Origin of the sequence: Hippea sp. KM1 (genome assembly GCF_000526195.1) — a bacterium.
Taxonomy (GTDB): Bacteria; Campylobacterota_A; Desulfurellia; order Desulfurellales; family Hippeaceae; genus Hippea.
On the sequence record NZ_JAFP01000001.1, the window covers coordinates 632,460 to 644,224 of the forward strand.

Annotated in this window: 11 protein-coding genes; 1 reads left to right on the forward strand and 10 read right to left on the reverse strand. The window is 43.6% G+C overall.

Annotated features, from left to right (window positions below):
• The first annotated feature begins 96 nt into the window (after nt 1-96).
• Complete coding sequence (locus D891_RS0103220) at nt 97-2,106, forward strand: methyl-accepting chemotaxis protein (RefSeq protein ID WP_025209593.1); 2,010 nt, start codon at nt 97-99, stop codon at nt 2,104-2,106.
• 3 nt (nt 2,107-2,109) lie between these two features.
• Here the strand turns inward: D891_RS0103220 and D891_RS0103225 are convergent, their stop codons facing one another.
• The 10 genes from D891_RS0103225 to rapZ are packed head-to-tail and all read right to left on the reverse strand — an operon-like array spanning nt 2,110 to nt 11,765.
• A complete protein-coding gene (locus D891_RS0103225; RefSeq protein ID WP_051453551.1) occupies nt 2,110-2,865 on the reverse strand; it encodes an SIR2 family NAD-dependent protein deacylase in 756 nt (251 codons plus the stop codon).
• Nucleotides 2,858-3,409 (reverse strand): class II aldolase/adducin family protein, encoded by a 552-nt coding sequence (locus D891_RS0103230; RefSeq protein WP_025209595.1) that lies wholly within the window; start codon nt 3,407-3,409, stop codon nt 2,858-2,860. The genes D891_RS0103225 and D891_RS0103230 overlap by 8 nt, the downstream gene beginning before the upstream one ends.
• A complete protein-coding gene (locus D891_RS0103235) occupies nt 3,399-4,007 on the reverse strand; it encodes a DedA family protein (protein WP_025209596.1) in 609 nt (202 codons plus the stop codon). Before D891_RS0103235 ends, D891_RS0103230 begins: the two co-directional genes overlap by 11 nt.
• Nucleotides 3,988-5,676, reverse strand: a complete 1,689-nt coding sequence (gene dnaG / locus D891_RS0103240) for a DNA primase (protein WP_025209597.1) — start codon at nt 5,674-5,676, stop codon at nt 3,988-3,990. Before dnaG ends, D891_RS0103235 begins: the two co-directional genes overlap by 20 nt.
• Nucleotides 5,673-7,934 carry an endonuclease MutS2 gene (locus tag D891_RS0103245; RefSeq protein WP_025209598.1) on the reverse strand — a complete coding sequence of 754 codons (2,262 nt, stop codon included), beginning with the start codon at nt 7,932-7,934 and terminating at the stop codon, nt 5,673-5,675. Before D891_RS0103245 ends, dnaG begins: the two co-directional genes overlap by 4 nt.
• Complete coding sequence (locus D891_RS09425; protein ID WP_025209599.1) at nt 7,931-8,875, reverse strand: HD-GYP domain-containing protein; 945 nt, start codon at nt 8,873-8,875, stop codon at nt 7,931-7,933. The genes D891_RS0103245 and D891_RS09425 overlap by 4 nt, the downstream gene beginning before the upstream one ends.
• A 6-nt stretch (nt 8,876-8,881) precedes the next feature.
• Entirely contained in the window at nt 8,882-9,400 is a 519-nt protein-coding gene (cobO, locus tag D891_RS0103255; RefSeq protein WP_025209600.1) for a cob(I)yrinic acid a,c-diamide adenosyltransferase, read from the reverse strand.
• Nucleotides 9,390-10,007 carry a TorD/DmsD family molecular chaperone gene (locus D891_RS09430; protein ID WP_025209601.1) on the reverse strand — a complete coding sequence of 206 codons (618 nt, stop codon included), beginning with the start codon at nt 10,005-10,007 and terminating at the stop codon, nt 9,390-9,392. The genes cobO and D891_RS09430 overlap by 11 nt, the downstream gene beginning before the upstream one ends.
• Nucleotides 10,008-10,018: 11 nt before the next feature.
• Nucleotides 10,019-10,900 carry an aspartate carbamoyltransferase catalytic subunit gene (locus tag D891_RS0103265; protein ID WP_025209602.1) on the reverse strand — a complete coding sequence of 294 codons (882 nt, stop codon included), beginning with the start codon at nt 10,898-10,900 and terminating at the stop codon, nt 10,019-10,021.
• A gap of 10 nt (nt 10,901-10,910) precedes the next feature.
• The gene (gene rapZ / locus D891_RS0103270) at nt 10,911-11,765 is read right to left on the reverse strand and encodes an RNase adapter RapZ (RefSeq protein WP_025209603.1); all 855 of its coding nucleotides are present in this window, start codon (nt 11,763-11,765) and stop codon (nt 10,911-10,913) included.

Consider the following 11,765-nt stretch of genomic DNA (forward strand, 5'->3'; position numbering starts at 1 on the left):
AAGCCTATTGATTTTATGAAGTTAGTTTGTTATATTAAAAATGTAAATGAATAATCTATTTATTTAGTGAAAACTTCTAAAAAAGGAGGGTAGGTAGTGAAGAAATTTGGCTTGAGAGGAAAAATTATCCTCACGGTTTTGGCTGTCGGTTTGTTGGTTGTTTTTGTTGGTGCCACATTTACGGTCTATCTGGCCAAGCGCAATGTAAAGCCCCTGCTTGCAAGCACGCTTCAGTCCGAAGGCGACCTGGCTTTGAAGTTTGTTAATGCCTCGTATGATGATTTGAAAAATCAGCTTAACAGGGATCTTCAGGTTGCCTGGATGGTTGCTATGGGTAATAGGCCCGTCTATTTATCGAATGATACTATAACTATGCAGGCGACAAACCAGATAACGAAAAAGACCCATACGGTTAAGGTTCCACTGCTTCAGTCAGGCCCCATCATATTGACGGCCAACAATGAGATAGTTGATAAGATTACAAAGGTCACTGGCGCAACAGCCACCATATTTCAGAGGATCGATGATGGGTTCTTAAGGGTGGCAACCAGCGTCAGATACAAAGACGGCAGAAGGGCAACAGGCACATACATACCGATGGATTCTATAGTCATACAGACGGTTCTGTCGGGTAAGACATACTTCGGTAAGGCCTTTGTTGTGGACGATTGGTATATAACGGCATACAAGCCCATATTTGTTAAGGGTAAGGTTGAGGCTATACTCTATGTGGGTGTTAAGATGTCGAAGTTTGCAAATGATATTCAGAATGTCCTGACATCCTTAAGGGTTGGTGAGACCGGCTATGCCTTTGTCTTAGATGATAAGGGCAATATAGTTGCCCATCCAGATAGAAAGCTGATTGGCAAGAATGTCTCATCCTTTGATTTTGTTAAAAGGATGATTGCCCAGAAAAACGGTGTTATTGAGTATGTGTTTAGGGGCAAGAAGGGTATAGCCGCCTTCAGGTATTTTGAGCCGCTGCACTATATCATATGCGTCAAGGCGATAGAGGGCGATTTTTCCAATGCTGTTGTTGCTTCCATTGTTAAATCCTCGATGGTGGCATTCGTTGCGATGCTGGTTATAGCATTTGCTATAACATCTATCTTTGCCAGATCTCTGACTCAAAGAACAAACAGGCTGATTGAGGCCTTTGATAGATCCAGATACGATTTAACCGTATTCTTGGATAGATTATCCAACGATGAGCTGTGTCTGTTGGCTGAGAAGTTTAATGAATTCACCAGGCAGAGGGCTCAGGATATATCGAGGCTTAAAGCCATAGGTGGCGATGTTCAGCAGGCCGCCAGTGAATTTGCAGCATCAAGCAGCCAGCTCAAAAGCAACATGAACAATGTTAAGGAGAGGATGAAGCTGATAGAGACATCCACCACTGATATGAGGGAGGCTGTCGATAGCATAACGGCAAATACCGAGCAGATAAACAACTTTATTGAGAACATGGTGGGTGTAACACAGGACGGTGTGAATAAGGTCAATGTTACGGCCAATGTAATAGAGGAGCTTGAGAAGAACGCAAAGGAGACATCCTCTGCTATAGAAAAGCTTTATGACACATCCAAACAGATCGGAAACATAATAAATGTAATCAACGATATAGCCGAGCAGACCAACCTGCTTTCGCTTAATGCTGCAATTGAGGCAGCAAGGGCTGGTGAAGCAGGACGGGGCTTTGCCGTTGTTGCCGATGAGGTAAGGAAGCTTGCTGAGAAGACCCAGCACTCAACGCAGGAGATTGCAGATATTATAAAACAGATACAGGCCGATGTTTACAGGGCTGTTGAGCAGTCCAGAAAGAGCGAGGAGTCTGCCAAGGAGGGTAAGGAGTTTACCTTCGAGGTGAAGGGTATATTGGAGGAGATCGGCAACAACATGGAGGAGATGTCTGCTCAATCAAGCAGTGTGGCTGCGGCCATTGAGGAGATGTCTGCAACATACAGGGAGATAGAAAGCCAGATCCACGATATAAACGATGCAATCGATGAAAGCGTCAGGGTTGTTGAGAATGTTGAATCCAAATCCAGGGAGCTGTTGGCCAGGGCAGAAGAGGTAAATAGGGCGGTTTCTAAATACAAAATCTAAACCCTAACCCCTCCCCCTTTTTATGAGGCTAACAAGAAGGGGGAGGGTCTCTTCGGCCTTGCCTATTATCACATCGTCTGCAAACATCGAAATGGTCGAATAATCCGCATTAAACTCCACAACATACCTTCCCATGTATTGGGCTATCTGGGGCAGTTTTGCAACTGGCATAACGGCCCCACTTGTGCCTATGGATATGAAGACATCGCAGGTTGCGGCAAGCCCCATCGCCTTTTTTATCATGGATGTATCGAGGCTTTCTCCGAACCATACCACATTGGGTCTTGTTTTTTTGCTTTTGCAATATCTGCATGCAGGCGGCAGCTGCTCATCTTCATACACATCCTCATCAAGATAGACCTTGTCGCATACGAGGCATTTGGTCTGGAATATGTTGCCGTGGAGTTCGTATATACGCCTGTTTGAGGCCAACCTGTGCAGGTTATCGATGTTCTGTGTTATGAGGGCAAATCCATCCTTGAAGAGCTCCTCAAGCTCTGCCAGTGCATAATGTGCCTTGTTGGGTTTTGCCTGCTTGATGAGTTTTTTCCGTTGGTTATACCACTGCCAGACCTTTTTGGGGTTTTCCTTAAATGCTTGGGGCGTTGCAAACTCCTCGATGGAGTATTTCCTCCACAGGCCGTTTTTATCCCTAAAGGTGGGTATACCGCTTGCTTTAGATATGCCTGCACCTGTCAGGACGGTTATCCTTTTGGCGTTTTTTATTATATCGGCGGCCTTCTTTATCCTTTCAATCACCCATCAACCCTATGAGTATCTTTGATGATGACTCCAGAGCGCTGATTAGCTGATAGGCCTCAAATAGGCTCTTTCCGTATGCAAACACCCCGTGTCCTTTGGCCACAACAATGGGTCTTTTTTCCGAAAGGAAGTATTGCGGTATAACCTCTTTGGCCTTATCCCAGTTTTTGTATGGTATGTCTATGACATCAACCTCTTTTAGAAACAGGCTCCCCTCGTAATCCTCAGGTTTGATGGTCTTTATGTTTTTAAGCGACAGCAGAACGGTATTTGGGCTGTGTGCATGAACGATGGCTTTGGCATCGTCAATGGCCTTGTATGTGTTTATGTGTATCTCTATTTCGCTTGATGCGGCATTCCACCTTACATCCCTCTCAAAGCCGACCTTTACTATATCCTTGCCCCTTAGGTTGTAAAGGCTCTTTCCTGTTTTTGTTATCCATACACCGTCCTTTGCCCTAAAGCTCATATTGCCGCTTGATGCATCCACAAGGCCTGATAAGAACATCATATTGCCTATCCTTCTAAACTCACCTATCATTGGCTTTCTCCTTTTGGAAGTATATGTATATCGCTATGACAATGCCGCAGAATGCCAGGATGTATGGGTATGTTTTATGAACGGCATCCTTTATGAGTTGCGGATTATCGCCCATTGTATAGCCTATAAACGCCAAGACGGCGATCCATATTGATGCACCGGCTAATGTGAACAGCGAAAACCTAAACAGGCTCATCTTTGCTATACCTGCCGGTAAGGAGATGTATTGCCTTATACCCGGCAGCAGTCTGCCTATGAATGTGCTAATTTCGCCGTGTTTATTGAAGTATCTGTCGACCTTTTCTAATGTTTTTGGCCCCAGGCCCACATACCTTCCGTATTTCAACAAAAAAGGGTATCCGAGTTTTAGGGATATGAAGTAATTGAACAGCGCACCGGCCAGGCTGCCCGCTGCAGAGGATAAAAGCACCATCCATAAATCCATCTTCCCTTTGGCAGCCAGATAGGCTGCAGGTGGCACCACAATCTCGCTGGGAAAAGGAAAGAACGAGCTTTCCAAAAACATTAAAAAGAATATGCCACCATATCCTCCATAGCCGATAGCCGATAGAATAAAATCAACCACCCTGCCAAGCACTTAACACCTCTCTAATTTCATTGAACACCCTGTTGTATTCGGCAAAGTATTCATCCTTCGGGTCTTTTTCTATTTTTTGCTGGATTGCCTTTAACCTCTTCTTTAGTGCAGATATCTTGAATTGAGCCAGAAGATACAACAAGACCTTCCTCCTTGAATGCCTGTGTTCAATATCCGTTTGCGGCAGGCTTATGAGTTTGTAAAACAACCTCTTCTCCTCTTCATTCAAATCCTCCTTAAAGCTATCTATGCTGAACTCCTCACCACTTAGGAAGAACCTAACCGCCTTTATGTATAGTTCTTTCTGTGTGCCTTCAAACTCATCCTTTAGCTGTTCTAAATCCTCTATCCACGCCATAAGCTCAATATCCCTTAGGATTATGCTCAAAAGCGCCTCCTGTTTGGTTATCGATGACAGAAAATCAAACGATGCTGCTTTTGTTAGAAAGACATCCTCAGACACATTGAATACGCTGGCCGCCTTTGATATGTATGCAGCCTTAACCATACCGTCGTTGATGCTCAATATTATGGGTTTTAGCTCCTCTATGGCCTTGAGTTTCTCTGCGGGTGAGTCTATGTTGTATTTGCTTTTTAGAAAATCTATTATGTATGAAAAATAGTCTTTTGCTTCTGATATGAGCTGAAGATAGGCCTCCTTTGAGTTGTTTACTATGAAGCTGTCGGGGTCTTCACCGTTGGCTAAGACCACAACAAAAGGCTTTAGTCTGCTACTTAGAATGGTTGGGGCGCTCCTTATCATGGCCCTGAAACCCGCCTCATCAGCATCGTAGTTTAGATAGATCTCCTCAGCTATTCTCTCTAACTTGCTTAGGTGAAACTTGGATAGTGCAGTGCCCAGTGTTGCTGTTGCGTTGTTTATGCCGCTTGCATGCAGCCTGATACAATCCATGTATCCTTCGGTTATTATGACCTTTTTGCTCTCTCTTATGCTCTTTTGTGCTAAGTTGAGCCCAAAGAGCGTTCTCTGTTTTGAGAATATCGGGGTCTCTGGCGAGTTTATGTATTTGGCCTTGGTTTTATCGTTGCTTAGGATTCTGCCGCCAAAGGCTATAGTCTGCCCGTTTTCGTTTTTTATGGGGAAGATGATGCGGTTTGAGAATCGGTTGTATAGGCCTTTTTGTGTCTTGATGAAGATGCCGCTTTTTATTAGGTCATCCTCTTTAAAGCCTTTGTCTTTTAGTATCCTTTCGAGTTCTGAGCTTTCCGGCGCATAGCCTATCTTAAACAGCTCCACCGTTTGGTCTGCTATATTCCTTTTCTTTATGTAATCGAGCGCATGCTGATTGGCCTTAAGCTTTTCAAAGAAGTAATCCTCGGCTATCTTGTGTATATCCACCAAAGCGTTGCTCTGGGGCTTGTATTTTGTGTTTATCGGTATGTTGTATCTTTTGGCAAGCTCCAGCACAGCCTCTTTGAAGTCTAAGTTTTCTATTTTCATCAAAAATGTTATGACATCACCGCTTTCACCGCATCCAAAACAGTGATAAAAGTTCCCTTTGGGGTTAACAGAAAAAGACGGCGTCTTTTCATGATGAAACGGGCATAAACCGAAGTAATTGGAGCCCCTTTTTTTTAACGGCACATAGCCCGATATAAATTCGACTATATCGACCCTCTTTTTTATCTGTTCAACGATGTCTTTCATTTTAGCTCGACAATTGTTGCACCATCCCCACCCTCCTGTGGGGGTGCAGGATAGAATCGATTAACCTGCGGGAGTTGTTTTAGGGTTTCCCTAACCATGTCCTTTAGTATGCCGCTGCCTATGCCGTGAACGATGCGGGCAGATTTTACAGATTGAATCGTTAAAGAATCGATGAACCTCAACAGCTCAAAATAGGCCTCATCCCTCCTTTTGCCTATGATGTTTAGTTCTAATTTCGTATCGGGGCTTTTGGTGTTTATCTTTATATCCCTTTCATCGGTGGCCTTGTCTTCTATCTTTTGCAGCCTTGAGAGTTGTGTGTTTATCAGCTTGCCCTCAATCTGCAGCGTGGCCTTATCCCCCTTTATGGATGTTATCTTGCCCTTCAATCCGTTGAATATGACGGTATCGCCTATATTGAAGCTGACCTGCTTCTTTTCTTCCTCTTGTTCATCAAATACGGCTTTGGATCTCTCCCTTATCTGGTTTATCCTTTTGTGCGCCTTTGAGATGTTCTTTGTCTTCAGAAGCTGGGCTATCTCATCCTTTAGTGAGCTTAGAAGCTGCTCATACTCCCTCTGTTTTTGTTTCTGTTCTTCCTTTAGCTGCTGTATGAGCCTTTCTTTTTCCCTCTTTTCGTTTTCTATGAGCTTGATGTATTTCTCCTTGGTTTTTGATAGTGCCTTTGTGGCCTTTGTATAATGTTCTATGGTTTTCTGAAGCTGGCTTTCCAGCCTGCTGAAGGTGCTGGATTGGTTGGAATAGAACTCCTCTGCCTGTTGCACTATATTTTCATCGATGTTAAGTGTTTTGAGTATGTCGATGCCGTAGCTTTTGCCGATTCTGTCGTATATTAGGTTGTATGTGGGTTTTAGTGTTTTTGTATCAAACTCAAAGGCCGCCACCCTGAACCCCTCAGACTGCAATAGATATGCCAGTTTCTTGTAGTGGGTTGTTGCACATACAGGGCATTTATTGGCTGTGTTTTTTATTATGGAATAGGCCACAGCCTCTCCTTCATCGGGCGATGTGCCTGAACCTATCTCATCTATTAGCATCATGGTGTTTTGCGTTGCTCCTTTATACGCCTCCCTGAATGCCACGATCTTTGATGAGAATCCGCTCAGCGATTCGAATATGTCCTGTTGATCGCCTATTATGGCAAACACATTGTCGAATTTACCCATGGTTAGCTGCTCAGCATAAGGCGGTATGATGGAATAGACAGACAGTATTAGCATCCCTATGGTTTTTAGGAATACGGTTTTACCGCCTGTATTTGGCCCTGTAATAATGAGTTTTCTGTTTGATTGCATGTCTATGTCAACGGCTTTTGTTTTGCTGTTGATAGAGGCAAGGAGCGGGTGTTTGGCGTTTTTTGCTTCTATGATTGGTGAGCTGCTAAAGCTCAGCTCACATTCAGGCAAGCCTTTTGAATAGTGGTATTTTGCCGTGATTAAATCCAATATGCCCAATTTTTTTGCATTGAACCTTAACCTGTTTTCGTTGTCCCTGACCTTGTTGGTCAGATCTGTCAATATCCTCCTTCTTTCTGCCTCCTCCTTTGCCATGACATCCTCAAGGAGGGAGTTTTCCTTGAATACGGCATCCGGCTCAACAAAGAACCCGCCGCTTTTGCCTATGTCTATTATGCGGCCGGATATGTATTCCTTGTAATTGGGTTTCAAAAGCAGCGTATATCGAGACCGTTTCAGGAATATGGCCGTATCCATGAGGACATCCTTGCCTCGCCCGTGCATGATATTCTTGAGTATTCTGATTATATTCTGGGATATCTGCTGCTTTTGTTGTCTGATTTCAAACAGATGAGCCGTTGCAGAATCCTTCAGCAGGCCGTAATCGTCTATGGATCTGTTTATATCGTCTGCCAGGCCATAGGGTATATCGAAGCCTATATGCTCCTTGTATATATCGGGGCAGGTCTGGCTTAGTTCATCCTTTAATGAAACAAGCAACGATATGAAGTTGCCTATGACCTTTAGCTCCTTCTCATCCAGCATCCCTCTATATGATGCCTCAATGATGGGGTTTATGTGTATGTTCTCCATCTGTGGTGGCGAGTGTTTGCTGAAGCATTCGAAGAACCGCATCAATACCTCAAAACCCCTCTTTGCCCTTTCTATGTCGAATACGGGCTTTAGGTTGTCCAGTTCCTCTTTTCCGTATTCTGTCTGTAGGTGTTTTGAGATGAGTTCTTTTAGTTTGTCATACTGCAGCGTTTGGAGCGTATCTTTCATTGCTTGACTCTAAAGCACTTGACGAAGTTCTCATATATATCCCGTCCGAATTCACTTACAAAGAAGTCCTTGTTATCCTTTAGTGCCTCAAATGTGGTCTTTGGCCCCTCTTCTTTGTATTCCCGCTTGGATGTTATGGCATCGAATATGTCGCATAGGGAGCATATCTTGGCAAATGTATTTACCTCACTCTTTCCGTATGGGTATCCGCTGCCGTCCTTTCTCTCGTGGTGCTCCAGTATGATTTTCTCTATGATGGGCGAGCGTATCTTTAGTTCGTTTTTTATTATCTCAACCCCGTATATCGGGTGTTTCTTGATCTGTTCGTACTCCTCCTGAGAATATTTGCCCTTTTTTAGGAGTATCTGTGGGTCTATCTTTAGCATGCCTATGTCGTGTAGGAAGAATCCCTTTGAGATCTCCTCAAGTTTCTGTTGGGATAGGTCTGTAAACATCTTCTTTGTCAGCATCGTTGCATAGACGCCCACATTGAACATGTGGACAGCAAGGTTGTGCACATCGCTTTTTATGAAGGAGAAGAATATGCTCATCGCCTTATCGTCGTTTATGGTGTTGGCTATGAACTTGGATACGCTGTTTGATACATCCACTGCCAATTTTAGATTCCTTGAGTTCACCAGATCCTCTAAGTTGTCTATCATTGATACATAGATTGCATACATCTTGTTTTTCTGAGACATCATGGGGTCTTTTAGTATGTTGTCTATGTTTTCGCAGATGTAATTCCTGTATCCCTTAAGCTGCTCGGTTGGTATATAGGCTATGAAGTTGGAGTTGTATTTGAGTATCGGATTTTTTCTATCAAGCGGCGTGTTCTTACTCAGCAGCAATACCGGTTTTGTCTCTTCAAGGACATATATATCAAAGTCCCTTTTTTGGGAGGGTTTTATTAGTTTTAACCGTATGGGAGCAAGCTTCATAGACCCTTACTTTTCGATTCCCTCTCTTGCCTGTATTCCCTTTTTATAGTAATGCTTTATCTCCTTCATCTCGGTGACCAGATCCGCTTTTTCGATCACCCTTTCTGTTGCATACCTGCCGGTTATTACAAGCTCGGTGTTGTCCGGTTTTTCATCCATCAGCTTGAGCAGGTCATCCTCGCTGAAGAGGTTGAAGAATACGGCTATATTGGCCTCATCCAGTATAACAACATCGTAATCCTTACTCCTTAGGGCATCAAGAACGAAGTTGTATCCCTCTTTGGCGGCCTCTATATCCTCCTTTGAGGGCGTTGAGTGTATAAAACCGGGCCTTCCAAATCGCTTTAGGGTTATGTTTTCAAAAACCCTCAGGGCCTTATGCTCGCTGTAATCCTGCCCCTTAACAAACTGAACAAATAGCACCCTATAGCCTGCACCGGCAGCCCTTACAGCCAATCCTATGGCTGCTGTGGTCTTGCCCTTGCCGTTGCCCGTATAGACCTGTATATAGCCCTTAGTTTTCATTCAGAAGCTCCTTTAATACCTTTTGCTCCTTTGTTAGAAACGAGTTCCCTATTTGAGCTAAGCTTTTGTAGAATAGCGGTGCTTCCTTTGTATTTGTTAAATCATCAAAGAACGAGAAGATCCATTCAAACAGATGGTCAAAGAAGAACTGCGCGAAAATGGGTTTGCAGTTCTCTTCGTTCTCAAGCAGAAATGCACCAAACTCCAGCTCGAATGTCAAATAGTCCGGAAACTCCCTCTCGTCGAATATCTCAAGACCGCAGCTTTTGTATATCTCGTTGAGTTGATCCGATACCTCGCCGCCCACAAGTCCGTCTTTGTAAAACGACTCATAGGGGTGCAGTGGGGTCTTGGGATAGTTTGCAATAAAAAGACCCGTGTATATGCCTTGCCATTCGTTAAGCGTCAGTTTGCTTAACTCATCCAGCCCGTGTTTTAGGTTCCTGATGCCTGTTATTTTGTATCCGTGATCATGAAGGTTCCTGTATGGTTGTTTTGCCATCTCTATGGCTTTGTGTATTATCTCTGAAAAGTTCTCCTGCGGGTATGTAAAGCAGATACCCAAAAATCTATATAGTGCTATCCTGTCTTCCTTTTGAGGCTTCATTGTTTTTACTCCTAAAACAGACAGTACTCGAAAATGGCCATTCTTGCAAAGACGCCATTCTCAACCTGTCTGGTAATCAAGATATTTCCGTCGGAATCAAGCAAAGAGGAGCTTAGCTCCACATTCCTGTTTACAGGCCCTGGATGCATGATAAAGCTATCTGGCATGTTTTTCTCGTTTATGCCGAAAAATTTAGAGTATTCCTTAAGAGACGGTATGCTCTGGCCGCTCTTTCTTTCTAACTGTATCCTTAAAAGTATTATGAAGTCCTTGTTTGATAGCGCTTCGTTTAGGCTCTTTTCGATTTTTACATTGTCCAGCCATTCGGCCTTGGGCAGCATTGTTTTTGGGCCGAAGAAGCTCAAATTCCAGTCAAACAACCGCGCCATCCACATGTGGCTTTTTGCCACCCTGCTGTTTGATATATCACCTATGATGCACACATTGAGGTTGTTGAGCCTTCCCTTTGCCTGCAACATCGTTAGGGCATCCAATATGGCCTGGGATGGGTGTTCGTTGGTTCCATCACCGGCGTTGATGATGGGGATGTTGGTAAAATGGCTCAAAAAAAATGGGTATCCCGAATGGTAATGGCGTATAACAAAGGCATCGGGCCTCATTGCTGAAAGGTTGATTATGGTGTCGTAATCGGTTTCCCCCTTTTTTAGGCTCGATTGGTTATGGTCTATGTTTATCACCTCACCGCCCATGTTCTTTGCTGCTATCTCAAACGATGTGCGTGTCCTTGTGCTGTTTTCAAAAAACAGGGTGATTATGGTTTTCCCTTTAAGCTTGCCCTCATACAGCCTGCTTTCTTTAAACTTCAAGGCCCTTTTTAGGATTAATTCTACATCCTCCCTGGTAAAGTCCTTAATGGATATAAAATGCTTCATCTTGAATACCTCATTTTTCTATGTCTCTATGAAAAACCTCTATCTCAAAACCCTTATCCATTAAAAAGTTTCTCAAATGCTCAACAATGGCCACCGATCTGTGCTTTCCGCCCGTGCACCCTATAGATATGGTCAGATAGCTCTTGCCTTCCTTTATGTAATACGGTATGAAGGTCTTGAGAAACTCCTTTATATAGCTTAAAAACTCCTTTGTCTGTGCCTGGTTCATCACAAACTCATAGGTCTTTTTATCCTTGCCCGTTGTATCCTTAAACTCCTCTATGAAGTATGGATTTGGCAGGAACCTGACATCGAATACATTGTCCGATTCTATCGGTATGCCGTATTTAAAACCGAAGGATATGAGTTGTATAATGGGTTTTTTGTCCAGCTTTAGGAACCTTTCACGAATGACCCTTTTAAGTTCGTTGACATTCAACTGACTTGTGTCGATTATAAAATCGGCCAGGGATTTTACAGGCTCCATAGCCCTTCTTTCTTCCTCTATGGCCTTGTGCAGCGGTATATTCTTAAGAAGGCTCAACGGATGGATTCTGCGTGTCTGCTCAAATCGCCTTATTAGCGTTTTCTCGTCGGCCTCGAAGAAGATTATTGTGTGTTTGATCTTTGAATGGTCAAGCCACTCCTTTATGAGCCTTAAGTCTTTTGTGATGTTTGGATCCCTTATGTCGCAAACCGTGGCTATCCTGTTTATCTGGCTTTTTGAAAGCTCCAGTATGTCTATGAATTTTTTAAACAGCGCCAGCGGCAGATTATCGATACAGAAGTATCCGTTATCCTCAAACGCCTTCAAAGCGGTAGTTTTGCCAGATCCAGACAGCCCGCTAATAAAGACGATTTCCAC

What these genes read in the sequence shown, in the direction of transcription:
- D891_RS0103230 (WP_025209595.1), bottom strand. Translation starts at nt 3,409, where the DNA reads ATGATAGGTGAGTTTAGAAGGATAGGCAATATGATGTTCTTATCAGGC.
- dnaG (WP_025209597.1), bottom strand. Translation starts at nt 5,676, where the DNA reads ATGAAAGACATCGTTGAACAGATAAAAAAGAGGGTCGATATAGTCGAA.
- D891_RS0103245 (WP_025209598.1), bottom strand. Translation starts at nt 7,934, where the DNA reads ATGAAAGATACGCTCCAAACGCTGCAGTATGACAAACTAAAAGAACTC.
- D891_RS09425 (WP_025209599.1), bottom strand. Translation starts at nt 8,875, where the DNA reads ATGAAGCTTGCTCCCATACGGTTAAAACTAATAAAACCCTCCCAAAAA.
- cobO (WP_025209600.1), bottom strand. Translation starts at nt 9,400, where the DNA reads ATGAAAACTAAGGGCTATATACAGGTCTATACGGGCAACGGCAAGGGC.
- D891_RS09430 (WP_025209601.1), bottom strand. Translation starts at nt 10,007, where the DNA reads ATGAAGCCTCAAAAGGAAGACAGGATAGCACTATATAGATTTTTGGGT.
- D891_RS0103265 (WP_025209602.1), bottom strand. Translation starts at nt 10,900, where the DNA reads ATGAAGCATTTTATATCCATTAAGGACTTTACCAGGGAGGATGTAGAA.